The 19,859-nt window shown below is 68.6% G+C and carries 22 protein-coding genes; 14 read left to right on the top strand and 8 right to left on the bottom strand.

What is annotated here, in order from left to right; genetic code table 11:
- The first annotated feature begins 1 nt into the window (after position 1).
- The gene (locus tag ACIP5T_RS12605; protein ID WP_400863630.1) at positions 2 to 2,062 is read left to right on the top strand and encodes a hypothetical protein; all 2,061 of its coding nucleotides are present in this window, start codon (positions 2 to 4) and stop codon (positions 2,060 to 2,062) included.
- A 32-nt stretch (positions 2,063 to 2,094) separates the two neighbouring features.
- Positions 2,095 to 2,760 (top strand): histidine phosphatase family protein, encoded by a 666-nt coding sequence (locus ACIP5T_RS12600; RefSeq protein ID WP_400863627.1) that lies wholly within the window; start codon positions 2,095 to 2,097, stop codon positions 2,758 to 2,760.
- Positions 2,761 to 2,790: 30 nt separating this feature from the next.
- Here ACIP5T_RS12600 and ACIP5T_RS12595 read toward each other — a convergent pair whose 3' ends face one another.
- The gene (locus ACIP5T_RS12595; RefSeq protein WP_400863624.1) at positions 2,791 to 3,321 is read right to left on the bottom strand and encodes a hypothetical protein; all 531 of its coding nucleotides are present in this window, start codon (positions 3,319 to 3,321) and stop codon (positions 2,791 to 2,793) included.
- 93 nt (positions 3,322 to 3,414) lie between these two features.
- On the opposite strand from ACIP5T_RS12595, the gene ACIP5T_RS12590 reads away from it, so the two are divergent.
- The 3 genes from ACIP5T_RS12590 to ACIP5T_RS12580 all read left to right on the top strand — a co-directional run bounded on the left by ACIP5T_RS12590 (position 3,415) and on the right by ACIP5T_RS12580 (position 6,246).
- Positions 3,415 to 3,837, top strand: a complete 423-nt coding sequence (locus ACIP5T_RS12590) for a Fur family transcriptional regulator (protein WP_341955827.1) — start codon at positions 3,415 to 3,417, stop codon at positions 3,835 to 3,837.
- A gap of 64 nt (positions 3,838 to 3,901) precedes the next feature.
- Positions 3,902 to 5,353 carry a catalase gene (locus ACIP5T_RS12585; protein ID WP_400863621.1) on the top strand — a complete coding sequence of 484 codons (1,452 nt, stop codon included), beginning with the start codon at positions 3,902 to 3,904 and terminating at the stop codon, positions 5,351 to 5,353.
- A gap of 83 nt (positions 5,354 to 5,436) precedes the next feature.
- Positions 5,437 to 6,246: an alpha/beta fold hydrolase gene (locus ACIP5T_RS12580; protein WP_400863619.1), complete on the top strand. Its 810-nt coding sequence runs from the start codon at positions 5,437 to 5,439 to the stop codon at positions 6,244 to 6,246.
- A 6-nt stretch (positions 6,247 to 6,252) separates the two neighbouring features.
- On the opposite strand, the gene msrA is transcribed toward ACIP5T_RS12580, so the two are convergent.
- The gene (msrA, locus tag ACIP5T_RS12575) at positions 6,253 to 6,798 is read right to left on the bottom strand and encodes a peptide-methionine (S)-S-oxide reductase MsrA (RefSeq protein ID WP_400863616.1); all 546 of its coding nucleotides are present in this window, start codon (positions 6,796 to 6,798) and stop codon (positions 6,253 to 6,255) included.
- On the bottom strand, positions 6,795 to 7,265 hold the full coding sequence (msrB, locus tag ACIP5T_RS12570) for a peptide-methionine (R)-S-oxide reductase MsrB (protein ID WP_400863614.1): 471 nt from the start codon (positions 7,263 to 7,265) through the stop codon (positions 6,795 to 6,797). Before msrB ends, msrA begins: the two co-directional genes overlap by 4 nt.
- Before the next feature lie 151 nt (positions 7,266 to 7,416).
- On the opposite strand from msrB, the gene ACIP5T_RS12565 reads away from it, so the two are divergent.
- Positions 7,417 to 8,334, top strand: coding sequence for a DUF808 domain-containing protein (locus ACIP5T_RS12565; RefSeq protein WP_400863611.1), 918 nt, complete (start codon positions 7,417 to 7,419; stop codon positions 8,332 to 8,334).
- Positions 8,335 to 8,356: 22 nt separating this feature from the next.
- On the opposite strand, the gene ACIP5T_RS12560 is transcribed toward ACIP5T_RS12565, so the two are convergent.
- Together ACIP5T_RS12560 and ACIP5T_RS12555 are read right to left on the bottom strand one after the other, a co-directional pair.
- Complete coding sequence (locus ACIP5T_RS12560) at positions 8,357 to 9,706, bottom strand: DUF222 domain-containing protein (RefSeq protein ID WP_400863608.1); 1,350 nt, start codon at positions 9,704 to 9,706, stop codon at positions 8,357 to 8,359.
- Positions 9,707 to 9,765: 59 nt separating this feature from the next.
- On the bottom strand, positions 9,766 to 10,527 hold the full coding sequence (locus ACIP5T_RS12555; RefSeq protein WP_400863605.1) for an SDR family oxidoreductase: 762 nt from the start codon (positions 10,525 to 10,527) through the stop codon (positions 9,766 to 9,768).
- A gap of 245 nt (positions 10,528 to 10,772) precedes the next feature.
- Here ACIP5T_RS12555 and sigJ point away from each other — a divergent pair, with 245 nt between their 5' ends.
- Positions 10,773 to 11,699, top strand: coding sequence for an RNA polymerase sigma factor SigJ (gene sigJ, locus ACIP5T_RS12550; RefSeq protein WP_400863602.1), 927 nt, complete (start codon positions 10,773 to 10,775; stop codon positions 11,697 to 11,699).
- Between the two features lie 17 nt (positions 11,700 to 11,716).
- Here sigJ and ACIP5T_RS12545 read toward each other — a convergent pair whose 3' ends face one another.
- Positions 11,717 to 12,682 (bottom strand): serine hydrolase domain-containing protein, encoded by a 966-nt coding sequence (locus tag ACIP5T_RS12545; RefSeq protein ID WP_400863599.1) that lies wholly within the window; start codon positions 12,680 to 12,682, stop codon positions 11,717 to 11,719.
- Positions 12,683 to 12,764: 82 nt separating this feature from the next.
- Here ACIP5T_RS12545 and ACIP5T_RS12540 point away from each other — a divergent pair, with 82 nt between their 5' ends.
- From ACIP5T_RS12540 to ACIP5T_RS12525, 4 genes are all read left to right on the top strand, one after another.
- On the top strand, positions 12,765 to 13,292 hold the full coding sequence (locus tag ACIP5T_RS12540) for a GNAT family N-acetyltransferase (protein WP_400863596.1): 528 nt from the start codon (positions 12,765 to 12,767) through the stop codon (positions 13,290 to 13,292).
- Positions 13,289 to 14,020, top strand: a complete 732-nt coding sequence (gene pnuC, locus ACIP5T_RS12535) for a nicotinamide riboside transporter PnuC (RefSeq protein WP_400863593.1) — start codon at positions 13,289 to 13,291, stop codon at positions 14,018 to 14,020. Before ACIP5T_RS12540 ends, pnuC begins: the two co-directional genes overlap by 4 nt.
- A 65-nt stretch (positions 14,021 to 14,085) precedes the next feature.
- Positions 14,086 to 15,537, top strand: coding sequence for an ArnT family glycosyltransferase (locus ACIP5T_RS12530; protein WP_400863590.1), 1,452 nt, complete (start codon positions 14,086 to 14,088; stop codon positions 15,535 to 15,537).
- Between the two features lie 91 nt (positions 15,538 to 15,628).
- Positions 15,629 to 17,014, top strand: coding sequence for an LLM class flavin-dependent oxidoreductase (locus tag ACIP5T_RS12525; protein ID WP_400863588.1), 1,386 nt, complete (start codon positions 15,629 to 15,631; stop codon positions 17,012 to 17,014).
- 36 nt (positions 17,015 to 17,050) lie between these two features.
- Here ACIP5T_RS12525 and ACIP5T_RS12520 read toward each other — a convergent pair whose 3' ends face one another.
- Positions 17,051 to 17,230 (bottom strand): hypothetical protein, encoded by a 180-nt coding sequence (locus ACIP5T_RS12520; RefSeq protein ID WP_140038472.1) that lies wholly within the window; start codon positions 17,228 to 17,230, stop codon positions 17,051 to 17,053.
- 96 nt (positions 17,231 to 17,326) lie between these two features.
- Here ACIP5T_RS12520 and ACIP5T_RS12515 point away from each other — a divergent pair, with 96 nt between their 5' ends.
- The 3 genes from ACIP5T_RS12515 (at position 17,327) to ACIP5T_RS12505 (ending at position 19,131) form a co-directional block, all read left to right on the top strand.
- Positions 17,327 to 17,776, top strand: coding sequence for a carboxymuconolactone decarboxylase family protein (locus ACIP5T_RS12515; RefSeq protein ID WP_400863584.1), 450 nt, complete (start codon positions 17,327 to 17,329; stop codon positions 17,774 to 17,776).
- A 111-nt stretch (positions 17,777 to 17,887) separates the two neighbouring features.
- Positions 17,888 to 18,928, top strand: coding sequence for an iron-containing redox enzyme family protein (locus ACIP5T_RS12510; protein ID WP_400863582.1), 1,041 nt, complete (start codon positions 17,888 to 17,890; stop codon positions 18,926 to 18,928).
- Positions 18,925 to 19,131, top strand: a complete 207-nt coding sequence (locus tag ACIP5T_RS12505; RefSeq protein WP_400863579.1) for a CDGSH iron-sulfur domain-containing protein — start codon at positions 18,925 to 18,927, stop codon at positions 19,129 to 19,131. The genes ACIP5T_RS12510 and ACIP5T_RS12505 overlap by 4 nt, the downstream gene beginning before the upstream one ends.
- Before the next feature lie 34 nt (positions 19,132 to 19,165).
- Here the strand turns inward: ACIP5T_RS12505 and ACIP5T_RS12500 are convergent, their stop codons facing one another.
- The gene (locus ACIP5T_RS12500; RefSeq protein WP_400863577.1) at positions 19,166 to 19,720 is read right to left on the bottom strand and encodes a hypothetical protein; all 555 of its coding nucleotides are present in this window, start codon (positions 19,718 to 19,720) and stop codon (positions 19,166 to 19,168) included.
- Between the last annotated feature and the right edge of the window lie 139 nt (positions 19,721 to 19,859).

Here is a 19,859-nt window from a genome sequence, read left to right as displayed (position 1 = left end):
CATGGGCATCTCGCGTCGCACGTTCCTGACCGCTGCCGCTACGACCTCCGCACTCGCACTGCTCCCGCTCGATCCGGCCGGAGCTCACGCCTCGGCATCCACTGCCGGTCTGCCTCTCGGGTCTCTGCCCACGAGCGCGGGTGCCGGTGCGGGTGCGGGTGCGGGTGCGCGACTCACGAACCTCGCACACCTGCGCTTTCTGCTCGCGGAGGTGCCCGTCGTGGCGAGCGCCACGCACACGACGTTCGGCATCGAGGCGTCACCGCGCGTGCTCGCGCCGTGGACGTATGCCGACACCGACGGCGCGGGAGGATTCCGCCCGGTGGGTGGCGGCACTCGCGACGCCGTGACCGGGTACTGGACGCAGGGTGCCTACAACGCGGATGACATCGCGCGAGCCGCGATCGTGTTCCTGCGCGCGTGGAAGGCGACGGGCGACGTGCAGAGCCGCGACGAGGCACGCGATGTGCTGCGGTCGCTGGCCTTCTTGCAGACGACGAGCGGTCCGAATGCCGGGCGCGTGGTGCTGTGGCAGCAGGAGGACGGCACGCTGAACCCGAGCGCGATCCCCGTCGAGCTGCCTGACCCGTCGGACTCCGCCGAGTCGTATTGGCTGGCGCGCACGGTGTGGGCGTTCGGCGAGGGCTATGCCGCGTTCCGCCGGGAGGATGCGGAGTTCGCGGCCTTCCTGCTCTCGCGGCTGCATCTGGCTCTCGATGCGCTCGGTCGCGAGTCGCTGTCGCGCGCCGGGCAGTGGGTGCGCAGCGACGGACGCGACCTGCCCGCCTGGTTGATCGCCGGCGGAGCGGATGCCACGGCCGAGGCCATGCTCGGACTCGCCGCCGCGACCGAAGCCGGAGACGCACGGAGTCGCGCGGCCCTGCAGACATATGGCGAAGGGGTGGCGGCGATGGCCACCGATCCCGCGAAGGGCTGGCCGTTCGGTGCCGTGCTGCCGTGGACCGGTTCGCTCGGGTTCTGGCACGCCTGGGGCGCGGCCGCTCCCGAGGCTCTCGCTCGCGCCGGTGCGCTGCTGCGACATCGAGGGTGGAAGGCCGCGGCCATCGCGGATGCCGGCACCTTCACCCCGCAGGTGCTCGCCTCAGGCGGACCGCACAACGCGTGGGCGCCGTTGCCGGCCGAGGCCCAGATCGCGTACGGCGCGCATGGTCGCGTCGCGGCGGCAGTGCAGGCGGCATCCGTCGGCGGTGAAGGGCTGCGCGTGCTCGCGGGGCTCGCCGCCGGGTGGTTCTTCGGCGCGAACACCGCAGGCATCCCGGTCTACGACCCCGCCACCGGCGTGACGTTCGACGGCGTCGAGACCGACGGACGGGTGAATCGCAACTCCGGGGCCGAATCCACGATCCATGGTCTCCTCACGATGCTGCTGCTCGATGCGAACCGGGACATCGCCCGGATCGCGACGTCGATCACCGGACTGTCGTCGTTCTCGGGGCTGCGGGTGATCGATGCCGAGAACGCTCGGCTCTCGGCGGGCTGCGTGGTCGTGCGCCCCGAGGGCGGCGCGTGGATCGGCGAGGGCAACCTCTCGGGTGGCGCGTACGTGCGGGTTCCCTCGGGCGAATCCGTCGAGTTCGACGTGACCGAGGCCTCCGGCATCCTGCATGGTCTCGTCTGGAGACAGGCGGCAGATGCGGGCGAAGCGGTGTGGGAGGTGTTCCGCGGCCGCCGGCGTGTGTGGAGCACTCGCACGCCCGCGGGTGGCACCGGCGATCGTGGCCTCACCGAGGCTGACGGGATGCTGGTGCCGCAGCTGCTCGGTGGCGACCTGCCCGCCGAGACCGTGACCGTGCGCTGCACGAGCACCGGCGACCTGCGGCTCGATGCTCTGGTGATCCAGCCGGCCGTCGCGAACGCGGTGTACTCGACGACCTCCGGCGCGGCGGTGCTCTATGCGAACGGGACCCGCCGGGATCAGCGGGTCGCTGCGCTCGCACCAGGCTCCGGACGGGCCTACGAGGCAGACGGATCGCAGCGCGGCCAGGCCGTGGGCAGCGGGAAGGTGCGGGTGCGCGGCGGAGGATTCACGATCACCCGGTGACCGGGCCCCCGACGTCGGACTACGGTTGCGGTGTGCCTGCGCTCCCCCTGTACGACCAGCTGCCCGACCGCCCCGCGCCCGACAACCCCTCGGGAAAGCTCGTGCTGCTGCGGCACGGCGAGACCGAGTGGTCGAGGGCCGGCCTGCACACGGGTCTCACGGACATCCCGCTCACGGCGCGGGGCGAGGACCTCGCCCGCGGCGCCGGACAGCTGGTCGCGGACTACGACTTCTCGCTCGTGCTGTGCTCGCCCCTCGAACGCGCCCGGCGCACGGCCGAGCTCGCCGGACTCCACGCCGAGGTCGATCCGCTGCTCGTCGAGTGGGACTACGGCGGATACGAGGGTCGCACGACGAAGGACATCCGCGAGGAGCTCGGCTACGACTGGAGCGCGTTCACCCACGGAGTGATCCGCGGTGCGACGCCGGGCGAGACCGTCGAGGAGGTCGCGGCCCGCGCATCCCGCGTGCTCACCCGAGTCCTGCCCGCACTCGCCGAGGGCGATGTGGCGCTGGTCGCGCACGGCCACTTCCTCCGCATCCTCACCGCGGTCTACCTGCGGCTCGCTCCGCGCTTCGGCGCGCAGATCACGCTGGATGCCGGATCGGTGTCGGTGCTGAGCTTCTACCGCGAGCAGCCGGCGATCCTGACGTGGAACTACGGGCTCGAGCTGCCCCTCGTGCCCTCGGAGTCCTGACCGCGTCAGTGGCTCCAGACGGCCGCGTGCTCAGGGCGTCGCGACGAGCGACAGCGCGTGGACGGTGGGCGCGCCCTCGAGAGCGAGCTCGAATCGCACTCCGGTGCGAGCGGTCGTGACGTCGAAGGCGATCGTCTCGTCGGCGCACACGATCGGCTCCGACGGAGATTCCTCGTCCAGTTCGCTGGTCGTGAGCGTGATGGTGCCGTCCCCCCTGCAGGCGAACTGAGCCTGGTACGACCCCGGCGCGAGTGACGTGAAGGTCGTCACGTCGTTGGCGGAGCTGTTCTCGCTCATCCATCCGGAGAAGCCGAAGATGTACCCGTCGGCGTCCGGGCCAGGGACAGCTGTCTTCGCCCAGTCGGCGATCTCGTCGACAGGCACGGGGAGCAGCGCTTCATCGGAACTGGCGTCCGGAGTCGCGGTCGACGCGGGGCTCGACGCCGAGGCGGAGGGCGACGGGGATCCCTTGCCCGACCCTGAGGGTTCGTCACTGCATCCGGCGAGCGCGACGCCCGCCATCAGGATCAGTCCCACTGTCACCGCTCTTCTCGTAGACATCCCTTCACGCTACGTGCGCGTGTGCAGGATGCAACCCGCGCGGCCGACACGCAATTCTTTTGAGTTACTCAAAATAAACGGTAGAGTCGAGGCATGGAGACAGAACTCGACTCGGCACTTCGCGGTGCCGGGCTGCGCGCGACCGCGGGCCGCGTCGCCGTTCTCGAGGCACTGGAATCCATGGCCCACACGGATGCGGAGCGGGTCTTCCGCGCCGTGTCCGAAGTGCTGCCGACGACGTCGATCCAGTCGGTGCACAACATCCTCGCGGACCTGACGACGGCGGGCCTGCTCCGTCGGATCGAACCGGCAGGCTCCGCGGCGCTCTACGAACGGCGCATCGACGACAACCATCACCACATCGTGTGCACCCAGTGCGGCGCCATCGGCGATGTGGACTGCGTCGTCGGCGAAGCGCCGTGCCTCACCCCGTCTTCGGCGGGGGGATTCACCGTCCAGACAGCCGAAGTGACCTTCTGGGGCCTGTGCCCCAGTTGCCAGAACGCCGCGCAGTAGCATCCGACGTCCGATCCCGGGCACCCGGGGTGATCGTCGTGCCTGTGCGCAGAAGGAGAAGAACATGACCGACCCATCGACCACCACCCAGACGGGTACTCCCGTCGCGAGCGACGCGCACTCGCTCACCGTCGGAGCAGACGGCCCCACCGTCCTGCACGACCGCTACCTCGTCGAGAAGCTCGCGTCGTTCAACCGCGAGCGCGTGCCGGAGCGCAACCCCCACGCCAAGGGCGGCGGGGCCTTCGGAACCTTCACCGTCACCGAGGACGTGTCGGCGTACACTCGCGCCGCGGCCTTCCAGCCCGGCGCTCAGAGCGAGACGCTGCTGCGCTTCTCGTCGGTCGCCGGCGAGCAGGGTTCGCCCGACACCTGGCGCGACGTGCGCGGCTTCGCGCTGCGCTTCTACACGCCCGAGGGCAACCTCGACATCGTCGGCAACAACACCCCGACCTTCTTCCTGCGCGACGCCATGAAGTTCCCCGACTTCATCCACTCGCAGAAGCGTCTCGGCGACTCGGGTCTGCGCGACGCCGACATGCAGTGGGACTTCTGGACCCTCTCCCCCGAGTCCGCCCACCAGGTCACGTACCTGATGGGAGACCGCGGCCTGCCGCGCAGCTGGCGCCACATGAACGGCTACGGCTCGCACACCTACCAGTGGGTCAACGCCGCAGGCGAGCGCTTCTGGGTGCAGTATCACTTCCTGTCGAAGCAGGGCGTCGAGGCGATGAGCGCCGACGAGGCCGAGAAGCTCGCAGGGTCGGATGCCGACTACTACCGTCGCGACCTGTTCGACGCGATCGCGAGCGGCGACGCCCCCTCGTGGGATGTCTACGTGCAGGTCATGCCCTACGAAGAGGGCAAGACCTACCGCTTCAACCCGTTCGACCTGACGAAGACCTGGTCGAAGAAGGACTACCCGCGCATCAAGGTCGGCACGTTCACGCTCGACCGCAACCCGCAGAACTTCTTCGCCGAGATCGAGCAGGCCGCCTTCTCGCCCGGCAACCAGGTTCCCGGCACCGGCATCTCGCCGGACAAGATGCTCATGGCTCGCGTGTTCGCCTACTCGGACGCCCAGCGGTACCGCATCGGAGCGAACTACAACCAGCTGCCGGTCAACCAGCCGCACGCGGCCGAGGTGCGCAACTACATGCACGAGGGCCAGATGCAGTACAAGTTCAACCCGGCCGAGCACCGCGTCTACACGCCGAACTCGTACGGTCCTGCCGGTGGCCCGACGGCCGACCCGGCCGCGGGTATCGAGGCGAGCTGGGAGTCGGATGGCGAGCTGATCCGTGCCGCGGCGACCCTGCACCTCGACGACGACGACTTCGGTCAGGCGGGCACGCTCTACCGCACGGTCTTCGACGACGAGCAGCGCGCGCGCTTCCTCGAGACGCTGACCGGCCAGGGTCAGGGCATCACGATCGACGCGATCCGCGAGCGGTTCTTCCAGTACTGGACGAACGTCGACGCCTCGCTCGGCGACGCCCTGCGCGCTCGCTTCTGAGTCGCATCCGCTGACGACCGAGACCCACCGTCCCCTCGGGGCCGGTGGGTCTCGGCGTATCCAGGCTTCATCAGGGGAGCACAATGGATGCCGTGGCTGTTCCCCTCTCCGACCTGACCCAGATGCCCGAACCGCAACAGGTGCATGCCGCCGATGGCACTCGCCTCGCGACGTACACGTGGGGCGAGTTCGACGCCCCGGTGGCGGTGATCGTGCACGGTTTCGCGTCGAGCGCCCGTGACACCTGGGTGCTCACGGGGTGGGTCCGCGAGCTCACCAAGTCCGGGTATCGGGTGCTCGCGCTCGACCAGCGCGGCCATGGCCTCAGTGAGAAGCCGCATCAGGCCGACGCCTATGGCATCCGCACGCTGGCCACCGATGTCGAGACGGTCATGGACACGTACCTGGTCGACGAAGCCGTGTACATCGGATACTCGCTCGGAGCACGGGTCGGCTGGGAGGTCGTGCGTGACCTGCCGCACCGGATCGGCCGTGCCGTGCTCGGCGGGGTGCCCGACGGCATCCCTCTCGCCCGGCTCGATCTCGATCAGGTGCGCGCATACCTGGCGGACGGCACGCCCGTGTCGGATCCGACGACGCAGAACTACATCACACTGACCGAGCGCGTGCCCGGCAACGACCTCGGCGCGCTGGTGGCGCTGGCCGAGGGGATGCGGTCGTCACGGACGATCGACCCCGATCCGTCGAACGCCCCGGCGAGCCCGATCCTGTTCGCGACAGGGTCGAAGGACGCGATCATCGAGGGCTCACGGGCCCTGGCATCTGCTGCCCCACAGGGGCGGTTCTTCGAGATCCCGGAACGCAACCACTTCAACGCCCCGGGATCTCGCGCCTTCAAGGAAGCCGCGTTGGCATTCCTGTCGGAGAGCTGAACCCGGTCAGACCGTCGCGCTCTGCTCGCGCTTCGGCAGCACCCATCCCGCGCGCGGGAAGTGGCAGGTGTAGCCGTTCGGGTACTTGATCAGGTAATCCTGGTGCTCCTCTTCGGCCTGCCAGAAGGGGCCCGCGGGCTCGATCGTGGTCACGGCCTTGCCCGGCCACAGGCCTGAGGCGTCGACGTCGGCGATGGTGTCGCGCGCGACGGCCTCCTGTTCGGGGCTGAGCGGGAAGATCGCCGAGCGGTAGCTCGAGCCGATGTCGTTGCCCTGACGGTCCTTGGTCGACGGGTCGTGGATCTGGAAGAAGAACGCGAGGATGTCGCGATAGGTCGTCTTGGTGGGGTCGAAGACGATCTCGACCGCCTCGGCGTGACCCGGGTGATTGCGATAGGTGGCGTGGTCGTTCTGCCCACCGGTGTAGCCGACACGCGTGTCGAGCACGCCCGGCTGGCGGCGGATGAGGTCTTCCATGCCCCAGAAGCAGCCGCCGGCGAGCACGGCGGTCTCAGCTCCGGGGGTGCGGGTGATGGTTCCGTTGTCGGTCATGACTGCTCCTCAGAGGTGGGGGTGGTGGGGAAGAGGTGACGGTAGCGACCGTACCCCTCATCTTCCAGGCTGTCAGCCGGGATGAACCGCAGGGCGGCCGAGTTCATGCAGTATCGGAGCCCGCCGGCGTCGCGGGGTCCGTCGTCGAAGACGTGCCCGAGGTGGCTGTCGGCGCCGGTGGATCGCGCCTCGGTGCGCTTCATCCAGAGCTTGCGGTCGGTGCGCGTGGTCACGGCATCGGCTTCGATGGGCTTGGTGAAGCTCGGCCATCCGGTGCCGCTGTCGAACTTGTCGGTCGATGCGAACAGCGGCTGGCCCGAGACGACGTCGACGTAGATGCCGTCGTCGTGGGTGTTCCAGTACGCGTTGCGGAATGGCGGCTCGGTGGCGTCCTCCTGCGTCACCTCGTACTGCAGGTGCGTGAGGTCGCTGACGGCCCCGGGGGTCTTGCTGTACTCGTTCGACATGATCTGACTCCTTGTCCGACGCGGCTGGCTGCAGCGTCATAGAGAAGAACCAGGGGGACGCCGGTTTTGGTCCCGCAGGACTGTGAGCGGGCTGTGAGTTTGTGCGCAGTCGATAGAGTTGCTCCGCTACATACACAACAGGGAGACGCACATGTCGGTTGGACTGCTCGCCGTCGTCGATGACATCCTCAGCGCGGCGATGAAGGCCTCGGCGAAAGCCGCGGGCGTCGTGATCGACGATGCCGCGGTGACCCCGCAGTACGTTCAGGGCATCACGCCCGCACGCGAGCTGCCGGTGGTCGCGAAGATCGCTCTGGGATCTCTCGCCAACAAGTTCGTGATCATCATTCCGATCGCACTGCTTCTCACAGCGTTCGCGCCGTGGGTGCTGCCGTACCTGCTGATCCTGGGTGGCGCGTACCTCTGCTTCGAGGGCGCCGAGAAGGTGCTCGAGTGGTTCGGTGTGCAGCATGGTCACGCCGACGAGAGCGACCGCAACGAGAACAAGCTCGTCTGGGGTGCCGTGCGGACCGACCTGATCCTGTCGACCGAGATCATGCTGATCTCGCTGGCGAACCTCGAGGCCGGTCTCGACATCTGGACCACCCTCGCCATCCTCGCCGTGATCGCGCTGCTCATGACCGGCGTCGTCTACGGCGCCGTGGCGCTGCTCGTGAAGATCGATGACATCGGCCTGAAGATGGCGAAGAACCCCTCGAAGCGCGTGCGCCACACCGGCATGCGAATCGTGCGATCGATGCCGGCGGTCTTCCGCTTCATCAGCATCCTCGGCACCGTCGCGATGCTGTGGGTCGGTGGGCATCTGCTGCTCGTGAACCTCGGTGAGGTGGGGGTGCACTTCGGCGCCGACATCCTGCACGGCATCGAGCATGCTCTTGAGCCTCTCGGCGGGGTCATCGTCTGGATCGGCGACACCCTGTTCTCGGCCATCGCCGGCCTGATCGCCGGCCTGATCATCGTCGGGATCATCCTGGGAATCGGTCGCCTGATCGGCAAGAAGCCGAACTTCCACGAGGGCGAGGAATCGCCCGCCGACGTGCACGTCTGACACGGGCGCTGCAGAACCGGCCTCAGGCCGCGATGTCATAGCGCGCCCTGCCTCCGAGGCGCGGCGTCCTCTCGAGATCGATGCTCCGAGGTGGGATGAGCCACACTCGCGCGGCGCGACCGACCCCGTCGATGCGGATATCCCACCCGTTGTCGTGGATGCGGTGGTGACACGACTCGCACAGCAGCACGCCGTTGTTCAGGTCGGTGGGTCCGGTGTCTCGCTGCCACCACCTGATGTGATGCGCCTTCGTCATCTGCGGCGGGAGACCGCACATCACGCATCCGCCGTCTCGCTCGACGAGCGCCAATCGCTGTGCGCGAGTGAAGAGCCGCTTCTCTCGGCCCCAGTCCAGGATCTCCCCCACTGATCCGAGGACCACGGGGATGATGCCGCCACCCGCGGCCATCCGACGGCAGGTGCTGACGCTTACGGGCTGGTCGCTGCCGTCGATCGTCGCGCTGCCCTCGCCTGAGGTGAGCTGATCGAGGTTCACGCGCACCACCACGGTCGCACCCGATGCAGGCATACCGCCGTTGTCGCAGGCGATCGCGTGCTCGCAGATGGCGGTCAGCGCATCGGCCTGGATCATCGCGACCGAACGGCGATCGGCATCCGGCGCGTCGGGGTCTGTCGCGGTGATCCGCGACTGAAACGAAGCCGCCACATATGCCTGGATCGCGGCCTTGATCGGCGCCCCCGATGCGATGTCGGTCTGCAGGACGAGGTGAAGCGAACCATCGCGCTCGAACATCGTCAGGGAACGACGGTCGCGAGCCTCGCGCTCTTTGGGTGCGATGCCGTCGGGGTCGAGCCAGGCTTCGGCACGGGACACCAGCTTGCCGACGTCGCCGAGGGACATGCCTGCCGCCCGGTCGACGAGCAGACGCTCGGCCTCTTCGACCCGGGCCGACCCCACCTTGAGCCGGATACGCTCGAGCAGGCTGACGATGAGCGCCGCAGCAGCCACAGAGATGTCCCCCGCGGCGAGCGCTGCCGCCAACACGGGATACTTCGCGGGCAGCACCTCGCCCAGCAGGTCGGTGCGCGACGCTGCAGCCTGACCGACCGTGATGAGGCGCTTCGCGTCTCCCGGCGCCCCGCCGGTCGTCGCTGCGATCATCGTCGCCGCGCTCCGGTAGCCCTGCTGTTTCGCGAGCCCGTCCGAGCCCAGTTCCGGTCGTGATTCGTGCGCGATCGCGGCGGCGAGTTCTGCGTGGAGCCCGTCGAGGCAGCGCTGCGCCTGGCTCACCGCACGGTGCGCATCGAGCAGTTCGCGGCGAGACAGATCGCAGCCTCTCTCGGCATCCGCCCATGCGTCGCCGAGGCGCTCGACGGCCGCGAGGATCGGAGACAGACGGGGATTCGGCATGTCTCCAGTTTAGAAGATATGTTCGAATCTCGGTCGGTATGCCGCCATACGATCGATGGCTATGCCTGCTCCCCACGGGCGTGATCCTCACTGCCCAGCCACTCGTCGAACGTGACCTCCCCCTGCAGAGCATCGGCCCCGCCGCGCAGCGACCCCGACGCGAGCCCTTTCCCGTACGCGCCGGGCAACCGCACCCCCAGCACCCGCCGCCGCACCCCGTCGAAAGCCAGCTGTCGCCTCGCCACATCCACGAGAACCTCATCACGCGGCCCGACCAGATCGCGCGCACGCCCCACTGCCGCACCCGAGGCGACACGCACCAGATGCGCACCGACCTCGCGCGCCGCCACGGGGCGCATCAGCAGCTTCGGCATGACCGCCACGGGCCCGGACATCCCCGACAGCAGCTGTCCCGCGAACTCGTGGAACTGCGCCGCCCGAGCGATGGTGAACGGCACCGAGCCCGCAGCCACCGCGCGCTCCTGCGCGAGCTTGCCCGCGTAGTAGGAGGAGTCGATCCCGTCGATCCCCACGATCGACAGCGCGACATGATGCCCGACACCAGCGGCGTGCTCTGCGGCGAGCAGGTTCCTGGTCGCCGTCTCGAAGAACCCGATCGCCTTCGCGGCCGACAGGGTGGTCGTGTTCGTGACGTCGACGACAGCATCCACACCCTGCAGCGCGTCGGCGAGTCCGGCACCGGTGATCACGTCAGCGCCGGCCGAACGCGAGAGCACGACAACGTCGTGGCCCGCATCCCGCGCCGCCTCGACGGCATACCGACCCACCACTCCCGTGCCCCCTGCGACTGCGATCCTCATGCGACTCCCTCTCCACTCCGGCGGCGCGCATGCGCACCCCGCGTGCGCCCACCGCCCACCGTCTGAAAGAGATGACGAGACGGCGCCCGGGAATGTGAGGCCTCACACCTCGCAGCCCTGCGTCGTCATATCCTGCGAGGGCACGACACCACGAGCACAACACCATGAGCCCACCACCAGCACAACATCACCAGCGCAACACCTCGCGCCCGACCTCGCGAACGCACCACCCGGAGGAGATCCCCATGGATGACGACCTGGACGACGTCTTCCGCGAGCGTCGCCGCCTGCTCGCCCTCGGCTATCGGATGACCGGCACGCTGGCGGATGCTGAGGATGTCGTGCAGGAGACGTACCTGCGCTGGTACCGGCTCACCGAGGCCGAGCGCGAGGCGATCGCGAACCCGCCAGGCTGGCTCACCACCGTCGCAGGACGCGTCGCCCTCGATCTTCTGGGTTCCGCTCGGCGCAGGAGAGAGCAGTACGTCGGGCCGTGGCTGCCGGAGCCCGTTCCGGCCGAGCTCTTCTCGGGCGCGATCGGATCGCGCACGGCATCCACACCCGAGGATCCCCTCGATCGCGTCACTCTCGACGACGATGTCTCGACCGCGCTGCTCGTCGTGCTCGAGGCGATGACTCCGGCTGAGCGCGTGGCCTTCGTGCTGCACGACGTCTTCGCCGTGCCGTTCGACGAGATCGCCGAGGCCGTGGGCCGTTCCTCTGCCGCAGTGCGGCAGCTCGCGGCATCCGCTCGTCGTCACGTGCGCGAGAACCGGGCGACCGCCGTGCCCCGCGCCGAGCATGACCGCGTGGTGCGTGCCTTCCAGCAGGCGACGCGCACGGGCGAAGTCGCCCCGCTGCTGAAGTTCCTGGCACCCGAGGTCGAACTGCGCAGCGACGGAGGCGGCGTGGTCAGCGCAGCACGCAACGTCGTGAGCGGCGCCGACAACGTCGCGCGCTTCCTGCTCGGGATCGCAGCCAAGAACCCGCATTTCACCGCCGAGGAGTGGCAGCTCGGCGACGGTCTCGGCCTGGTGTTCCGCGACGGAGAGAAGGTGCACTCGGTCATGAACCTGCATGTCGAGGCGGGTGCGATCACCCAGCTCTGGATCGTGCTCTCGCCCGCGAAGCTCAGCTACTGGAATCCCACGCCGCAGCGACCGGCGGAGTGAGCGCCGAGGTTCAGCTGTCAGCGGCTCGAGCCAGCGTCGCCCGACACACCATCGCCCGACAACCCATCGCCCGACACACCATCGCCCGACAACCCGTCGCCTGACAGCGCTTCGGCGACGGCGTCAGCCGCGATCTCGACGAGCCGCTGATCGCTCTTCTCCTCATGCGCCGTGATCGTGACGACCGCATCCGCAGCATCGTCGATGAAGACGTACTGTCCATACCGCCCGTCCAGACGCCAGCCGTTGTGCGGCCCACGCCAGGCGGCGAGGCCATAGGAGGAGTAGAGGCCGCCCGCCCCCGACGAGACCCACTCGGAATGCATCCGATCGATCCAGCGCTCCGACACGATGGACTGCTCCCCGAACCGGCCCCCATCACGAAGCACGCGCCCGATCCGAGCCAGTTCCTCGGTGCGGAGCTCCAGCCCGCTTCCGCCCACGATCCATCCGAGCGGACATCTCAACCATTGCGGATTGTGGATGCCGAGCGGCTGGAACAGTCGGGGCATCAGCCACTCCCGCACATCGCCGACGGCAGCCCCGAGCATTCTCATGGCGACGTAGGTGCTGGCATCCGAGTACTGAAAGCGCTCCCCCGCACCTCGGCTCGGGCGAGAGAGCATCTCGACGGCGAGGTCGGGCCAAGGCACCTCCTGGTCGCCGAACCACTCGAAATCGATCCCGCTCGTCATCGTGAGGAGATGCCGGAGCGTCACCCGTTCGACACCAGCGCCGCGCTCGGGCACCGCCAGGACATCGACGGCTCGGGTATCGAGCGACAGGACGCCCTCGTCGATGGCGATCCCCGCCGCGAGTGCGCTCACCCCCTTGGACACCGAATACAGGTTCACCCGATCGTCGCTGCGCCAGCGATGCCGGGCTGATTCGTGACCGACGAGCACATGAAGTCCGTATGCACCCAGCTGCTCGTCGTCGATCGCACGGACGATGCGGTCGCGAACCGCTTCAGCGAGAGACATGACGCCAGTCTCCCGCATCCCCACCCCGGCATCCTGCTACCGTCGTCCAGTGCGCACCCGAGCGCAGATGCAGGAGACCCCGATGAGCGACCACCAGATCCGGGATGCCGAGACCGCCGACCTCGAAGCGATCACGGCGATCCACAACGACGCGGTGCTGAACACCACCGCCATCTGGAACGAAGAGGCGGTCACCGTCGAGGATCGCGCCGGCTGGCTCGCGGAGCGCACCGGCCGCGGCTACCCGGTGCTCGTCGCGGTCGATGACACCGGCGTACTGGGTTACGCGACGTTCGGCGACTGGCGCCCGCACAGCGGCTACCGCCACACGGTCGAGCACTCGGTCTATGTGCGCGACGGTCAGCGCGGCCGAGGCATCGGCAAGGCCCTGATGATCGAGCTCATCCACCGAGCCCGCAGCCTCGGCAAGCACGTCATGGTCGCGGCGATCGAGAGCAGCAACACCGGGTCGATCATCATGCACAAGCGCCTCGACTTCATGCAGGTCGGGCGGATGCCGCAGGTCGGCGCCAAGTTCGACCGCTGGCTCGACCTCACCTTCCTGCAGCTGGTTCTCGACGAGCGCCCGTTCCCCGACGAGATCCGATGAACGCCCTTCTCTGGCTCGCAGACGCCTTCAACTCGCAGTGGGTGCTGCCAGGCGGTCAGGTGCTGCTGATCCGCGAAGTGGTGGGCAACGCGTTCGGCCTCGCCAGCGCTCTCGGCGGCATGCAGCGCAAGATCTGGGCGTGGCCCGTCGGCATCGTCGGCAACCTGCTGCTGCTCACGGTCTTCCTCGGGTCCATCCTCAACCCCGACCACGAGCTCCCGCATCTGCTCGGGCAGGCCGGCCGTCAGGTCATGTTCATCATCGTGGCGATCTACGGCTGGGTGCGGTGGCGTCAGGCGGCCTCGAACGGCGGGCGGGTGACCCCGCGATGGGCGCCGAACAGCGCCCGAATCGGCCTGGTGCTGGTGATGGTGATCGGCACGATCGCGCTGACCCCGCTGTTCCGAGCCCTCGGCTCGTGGGAGCCGGTGTGGGCCGACGCGTGGACCTTCGTCGGATCGCTGCTCGCCACCTACGGCATGGCCAAGGGGTGGACCGAGTTCTGGCTCATCTGGATCGCCGTAGACGTGGTGGGCGTTCCGCTGCTGTTCAGCTCGGGCTTCTACGCCACCGGATTCATGTACGTGTTCTACGGCGTCTTCACCGCGGTCGGGTTCGTGGTCTGGTGCCGAGCACAGGCGAACGAGAAACCCCAGGTCGACACGATCATGCCCGATCCGCGGCCCATCACCTCCACGATGAAGACCGTGGACGGCGAGCGGGACTGATCCGGGACTCGACCGACGAGGACACCGGACGGGCACACCGGTCACTACGGGACTACGGTGGGCGCATGCCGATCGAGCGGTCGCGGTTCGCTGTCACTCCGGTGGTGGCGGCGATGGTCGCGCTGGCGCTCGTGCTCGCCGTCACGGCGACCGCATACGGCTACCACCGCGACGAGCTGTACTTCCGGATGCTCGACCCCGCGTGGGGCTATGTCGATCAGCCTCCGCTGACTCCCCTGATCGCCACCGCGGCGGCGGCGATCTTCGGCGACACCGTGGTGGCCGGCCGCATCATGAGCGGCCTCTTCGCCATCGCATCCGTCGTGATCCTCACACTGATCACGCGAGAGGTGGGCGGTGGACGGCTCGCACAGGCGCTGACCGCCTGGGGCATGGCCGGGGCCTCGATGACGCTCGCCTTCGGCCATGTGCTCCTGACCGCCAGCCTCGACCTGGTCATCTGGCCTGCTGCGCTGCTGTTCGCACTCCGAGCGACGCTCCGCGACGACGGCCGCTGGTGGCTCGCCGTCGGCGCGATCGTCGGCATCAGCGCTCTCAACAAGCTGCTCGTGGTCGCGTTGCTCATCGGCATCGCCACCGGGCTCGCGGTGTTCGGTCCTCGGCGGTGGTTCCGGTCGGGCTGGTTATGGGGTGCCGTGGCGCTGTGCGCGATGCTCGCCCTGCCCAGCATCCTCTACCAGTCGCTCGACGGCTGGCCACAGCTCGCCATGGGAGCTGCCCTCGGCGAGAACAACGCCGACGAGGTGCGGATCATGATGTGGCCGTTCTTGATCCTCATGGTCGGGCCGGTGCTCGCGATCTGGTGGGTGGTCGCACTGATCTCGCTCTTCCGTCGACCCGAATGGCGGCCGATCCGCTGGATCTCGGTCACTTTCGCCGTGATGGTCGTCTTCGTCTTCGCTGCGGGGGCGCAGTTCTACTACACGTTCGGCGTGCTCTCGGTGCTGGTGGCGATCGGGTCGGCCCCTGTCGCCGACTGGGCCCGCACGCGCGGACGGCGCGCGCTTCTCTTCGCGGCGATCGCCATCAACAGCATCGGATGCGCGCTGACGTCGCTCCCCCTCCTCCCGGTCGAGGCCTTCGGCGCGAGCGGCCTGGCGGCGGTCAACGCGAGCTCTGCCGATCAGGTGGGGTGGGAACGCTACGTCGAACAGATCGAGACCGCGGTCGGAGACTCGGAGGCGGATGCGATCATCACCGCGAACTATGGCGAAGCGGGCGCGCTCGACCGGTTCGGGGTCGATCTGCCACCGATCACGAGCGGACACAACGCGCTCTGGGACGCGGGCCCTCCTCCGCGGGATGCCACGACAGTCGTGGTCGTCGGCGACTTCGGCCCCGCACTCGAGGCGCACTTCGAGACCTGCACCGTCGTCGGCGTGCTCGAGAACGGCGTCGGGGTCGAGAACGAGGAGCAGGGTGTGCCGATCCGCGTGTGCACGGACCCGGTGGCGTCGTGGGTCGAGCTGTGGCCGCAGTTCCGACACCTCGACTGAGCAGCATCCGTCTGCCGACTCGCTGCCCGAATGTGTCGGCACGTGTCGCGGAGGCTGGCCTCAGCGCGGCCCAGGAGTTTTGCTAGTCCCCATGACTCGCCAGATCCGCTTCAACGCCTTCGACATGAACTGCGTCGCCCACCAGTCGTCCGGTCTGTGGCGGCATCCGGACGACCGCTCGCGTCAGTACAACACCATCTCGTACTGGACGGACCTCGCGAAGCTGCTCGAGAGCGCGACCTTCGACGGCATCTTCATCGCCGACGTGCTCGGCACCTATGACGTCTACGGCGGCACGAACGAGGCGGCGATCCGCAACGGCGCACAGGTGCCGGTCAACGACCCGATCCTGCTCGTGAGTGCGATGGCCGCCGTCACCGAGCACCTCGGATTCGGCATCACCGCGGGCACCGCGTTCGAGCATCCGTACCCGTTCGCCCGTCGACTGAGCACCCTCGACCACCTGACCAACGGACGCGTCGGATGGAACGTCGTGACCGGCTACCTCCCCAGCGCCGCGCGCAACATGGGCCAGCAGGATCAGCTCGCGCACGACGACCGCTACGACCACGCCGACGAGTACGTCGAGGTGCTCTACAAGCTGTGGGAGGGATCGTGGGAAGACGACGCGGTCGTCGAGGACCGTGAGCGCGGCATCTTCACCGACCCGTCGAAGGTGCACCCGATCGGCCACGAGGGCAAGCACTTCAGCGTTCCCGGCATCCACATCTCCGAGCCTTCGCCGCAGCGAACGCCCGTGATCTACCAGGCCGGCGCCAGCCCGCGCGGCGTGCGCTTCGCGTCGGAGAACGCCGAGGCGATCTTCGTCGCCGCGCCCTCGAAAGAGGTGCTCGCCGGCACGGTCAAGCGCATCCGCGATGCGCTCGAGGATGCCGGGCGCGACCGCTACGACGCGAAGATCTACACGCTGCTCACCGTGATCACGGGGGCCACCAGCGCGGATGCCGCGGCGAAGCACGCCGAGTACCTGTCGTATGCGAGCCCCGAGGGCGCGCTGACCTTCATGTCGGGCTGGATGGGCGTCGACCTGTCGCAGTACGCCGAGGACGAGCCGGTCGGCAACGTCGAGTCGAACGCGATCCAGTCAGTGCTGCAGCACCTGAAGGAGGAGGCCGATCTGGGGCGCGAGTGGACCGTCGGCGACTTCGGCCGCCACAACGCGATCGGCGGCCTCGGCCCCACCATCGTGGGCTCGGGCGTCGAGATCGCCGACGAGCTGCAGTCCTGGGTCGAGGAGACCGACATCGACGGGTTCAACCTCGCCTACGCGGTCACCCCCGGCACCTGGCAGGACGTGATCGAGCACGTCATCCCGGTGCTCCGTGAGCGCGGCGTCTATCCGAACGAGTACACGCCGGGCACGCTGCGCAACAAGCTGCAGGGCAAGGGCGACCGTGTGCAGGACACGCATCGCGCCGCGCGATACCGGATCGGAGCGAACGCCCCGGTCGCCTGATCAGCGGCGCGCGCGTGATCAGCGGCGGCGGGCCCCTCAGTCGGCCTTCGAGCTGAACATCCCGCGCAGCACGAGGAACACCACGACCGCGACGACGGCGACGATCGCGAGCTTCGCGATGAACCACAGGATCGAGAACAGCGCGCTGACGATCCACCAGGCGATCACCACGGCGAGGATGACGCCGACGATGGTCCAGAGCGAGTTCTTGTTCATGGTTCCAGCCTAGGCGGCGCGGCGACGTCACAGATCCGGAGGCTGCGACGTCAGTACTGAGGAGGCGCAACCGCGCCCATCAGTGAAGGAGACGACGTGTCGCACGTGAACATCGGCAAGATCTACGCAGCCCCGTACCAGGCGATGCTGGAGTTCGCCGGAAGAGCCGCAGAGGCAGGGGCGGATGCCGGACTCTCGCCGCTGCTCGTCGAACTCGTCAAGGTGCGCGCATCGCAGCTCAACGGCTGCGCCTTCTGCCTCAAGATGCACTGCGCAGATGCGGTCAAGGCCGGAGAGACCGCCGACCGGCTGGCGGTGCTCGCCGGGTGGTGGGAATCGCAGTACTTCTCGGCCGAGGAGCAGGCGGCCCTGCAGATCGCGGAGAACGTGACGATGATCGGCGACCACGGACGCCTCGCCGACCGAGGGGTCGCCGTCGAGGGGGTGCTGACCGAGAAGCAGATCGCGGCCGTGACCTGGCTCACGGTCGTCATCAACAGCTGGAACCGCATCGCGATCAGCAGTCAGTACCCCGTGCACGCCTGATCCGGCGGCATCACACGGAGAGGGCGGATGCCGCGGCATCCGCCCTTCCGCATCGGATGCGTCGGCGTCAAGTCCCTTCTCGGGCGGCGGATCGGGGGCGAGACTGCGAGCATGTCTGCACCGGCCATCACTCCGTCCGCCCTTCTCGGCATCGCCGCCCGTGGCCCGCTCAGCGACGGCATCATGCGTCGACTGACCGGAGACGAGATCGACGACCTCGGCGCCCGGGCCGAGGCCGCACTCGCCACCAGTGACGACGTCGTGAGCGACGACGACATCCAGCTCGCACTCTTCGTGCTGTACGCCTCGTCGTACGGATCGCTGCCGGAGCTCGATCCGACCCTCGAGTGGGATCCGGGCCTGGTCGCCACCCGAGCGCTCCTCGAGCAGGTCTTCGAGCGCGCACTGCGGGCGACCGTGCCGACCCCCGAGCTGCCGGAACCGACCGTGGATGCCGTCGGACGAGCCCTCTTCGCCCTCGCCGAGGCCGACACGGGGCCGAGCCTGTCGCGCTACGTCGCGAAGAAGGCGACCGACGAGCAGATGCACGAGTTCTTCATGCAGCGCTCGATCTACACGCTGCGCGAGGCAGACCCGCACTCGTGGGCCATCCCCCGTCTGACCGGTCGTCCCAAGGCGGCGCTCGTCGAGATCCAGTCCGATGAATACGGCGGAGGGCGTCCCGACCGCGTGCACGCGACGATCTTCGCCAGGGCGATGCGTGGCGCGGGCCTCGACGACAGCTACGGCGCCTACGTCGACGACGTGCCGGCGATCACGCTCGCGTCCCTCAACATGATGTCGATGTTCGGCCTCAACCGGCGTCTCGTCGGAGCGATCGTCGGACACCTCGCCGCGTTCGAGATGACCTCGTCGATCCCCAACCGCCTGTACGCCGATGGCCTGCGACGCCTCGGCTTCACCGAGGACGTCACCGACTACTTCGACGAGCACGTCGAGGCGGATGCCGTGCACGAGCAGATCGCCGCGCGCGACCTCGCAGGCGGGCTGGCCGAGGACCGGCCCGACCTGCTGTCCGACATCATGTTCGGCGCCGCTGCGTGCCTGACGGTCGACGGCTGGGCGGCCGGTCACATGCTCGACTCCTGGACCCGCGGAGAGACCTCGCTGCGAGAGCGGGTCACCCGATGAGCGCCTCGGAGGATGCCGTCACGATCACGGCCTACCCCGACGGTCCGCTGCTGGTGCGCGGCGCGGCGGTGCTCGAGACCTCCGACGGCGAGCCGATCGAGGTGAAGCGCCGCACGGTCGCGCTCTGCCGCTGCGGCCTCTCGACGATCAAGCCGTTCTGCGACGGCACGCACAAGGCGGCAGGGTTCCGTACCGACGCCTGACGTCCGGTCCCGCCGTGCCTGTCGGCGGTCGTGATCAGTGCCCCTCGGCCGGCAGGCATCCGCCGTCCATGATGACGCCGCCGATCTCGACGGTGAAGACGTCGGCCGACACTTCACCGAAGATGCATCCGCCCTCAGGTGCGGCCACCCCGAATGCGACCGCGCGCTCGTCGCCGATCGTCTGGATATCGGTGAGGCCGGCGTCGGCGAACACTTCCTCCACAGCCGCGACCGACAGGCCGCCCGAGGTGCGGAGCCTCTCGAGACCGGCGCGCACCGACTGGGCCGGCTTCTCGGCGGCTTCGCGGCTCTCGTCGGCGAGGTCCACCCGGTCGCGGTAGCGCTCATTCTGCGCCATCGCGTTGTCCGGGTCGTAGGGCGCGCACTCCGGCGGCAGTTCGACGCCCTCGACCTGCGGGCATGCCGCCGTGGGGGTGGGCGTCGGTGATTCGGTCGGTGCTGCGCCCAACGGCCCGCTGGTCGCGGTCGCGCATCCCGCGAGCACTGTCGTCGTGGCGAGCAGTGTCAACGTCGCAAGGACGAGAGGCAGACGCGCGCCTCTCGACCCGTCCCCCCGGATTCCGGTCATGACCTCATGCAACCACAGGCGACGGACGGCGCCAACCGGGTGCGCGCCAAGTCGTGGCCCCGGGAGGAGATCTGCGCCCCGGGAGGAGCATCTGCGGCGATCGGTCCTTCCGAGGCGCAGTTCTCCTCCTGCGGCGCAG

The sequence above is a fragment of the Microbacterium sp. NPDC088619 genome, from assembly GCF_044752825.1.
In the GTDB taxonomy this organism is placed as follows: domain Bacteria; phylum Actinomycetota; class Actinomycetes; order Actinomycetales; family Microbacteriaceae; genus Microbacterium.
This window is presented reverse-complemented; position numbering and strand designations above follow the sequence as displayed.

Bases quoted from the DNA above. Each gene is read 5' to 3' on its own strand.
- ACIP5T_RS12545 (WP_400863599.1), bottom strand. From the start codon at position 12,682: ATGTCTCTCGCTGAAGCGGTTCGCGACCGCATCGTCCGTGCGATCGAC.
- ACIP5T_RS12565 (WP_400863611.1), top strand. From the start codon at position 7,417: ATGTCGGTTGGACTGCTCGCCGTCGTCGATGACATCCTCAGCGCGGCG.
- ACIP5T_RS12595 (WP_400863624.1), bottom strand. From the start codon at position 3,321: ATGTCTACGAGAAGAGCGGTGACAGTGGGACTGATCCTGATGGCGGGC.
- ACIP5T_RS12585 (WP_400863621.1), top strand. From the start codon at position 3,902: ATGACCGACCCATCGACCACCACCCAGACGGGTACTCCCGTCGCGAGC.
- pnuC (WP_400863593.1), top strand. From the start codon at position 13,289: ATGAACGCCCTTCTCTGGCTCGCAGACGCCTTCAACTCGCAGTGGGTG.
- msrA (WP_400863616.1), bottom strand. From the start codon at position 6,798: ATGACCGACAACGGAACCATCACCCGCACCCCCGGAGCTGAGACCGCC.
- ACIP5T_RS12560 (WP_400863608.1), bottom strand. From the start codon at position 9,706: ATGCCGAATCCCCGTCTGTCTCCGATCCTCGCGGCCGTCGAGCGCCTC.
- ACIP5T_RS12530 (WP_400863590.1), top strand. From the start codon at position 14,086: ATGCCGATCGAGCGGTCGCGGTTCGCTGTCACTCCGGTGGTGGCGGCG.
- ACIP5T_RS12555 (WP_400863605.1), bottom strand. From the start codon at position 10,527: ATGAGGATCGCAGTCGCAGGGGGCACGGGAGTGGTGGGTCGGTATGCC.
- ACIP5T_RS12605 (WP_400863630.1), top strand. From the start codon at position 2: ATGGGCATCTCGCGTCGCACGTTCCTGACCGCTGCCGCTACGACCTCC.
- sigJ (WP_400863602.1), top strand. From the start codon at position 10,773: ATGGATGACGACCTGGACGACGTCTTCCGCGAGCGTCGCCGCCTGCTC.
- ACIP5T_RS12500 (WP_400863577.1), bottom strand. From the start codon at position 19,720: ATGACCGGAATCCGGGGGGACGGGTCGAGAGGCGCGCGTCTGCCTCTC.
- ACIP5T_RS12590 (WP_341955827.1), top strand. From the start codon at position 3,415: ATGGAGACAGAACTCGACTCGGCACTTCGCGGTGCCGGGCTGCGCGCG.
- ACIP5T_RS12580 (WP_400863619.1), top strand. From the start codon at position 5,437: ATGGATGCCGTGGCTGTTCCCCTCTCCGACCTGACCCAGATGCCCGAA.
- ACIP5T_RS12525 (WP_400863588.1), top strand. From the start codon at position 15,629: ATGACTCGCCAGATCCGCTTCAACGCCTTCGACATGAACTGCGTCGCC.
- msrB (WP_400863614.1), bottom strand. From the start codon at position 7,265: ATGTCGAACGAGTACAGCAAGACCCCCGGGGCCGTCAGCGACCTCACG.
- ACIP5T_RS12520 (WP_140038472.1), bottom strand. From the start codon at position 17,230: ATGAACAAGAACTCGCTCTGGACCATCGTCGGCGTCATCCTCGCCGTG.
- ACIP5T_RS12505 (WP_400863579.1), top strand. From the start codon at position 18,925: ATGAGCGCCTCGGAGGATGCCGTCACGATCACGGCCTACCCCGACGGT.
- ACIP5T_RS12510 (WP_400863582.1), top strand. From the start codon at position 17,888: ATGTCTGCACCGGCCATCACTCCGTCCGCCCTTCTCGGCATCGCCGCC.
- ACIP5T_RS12540 (WP_400863596.1), top strand. From the start codon at position 12,765: ATGAGCGACCACCAGATCCGGGATGCCGAGACCGCCGACCTCGAAGCG.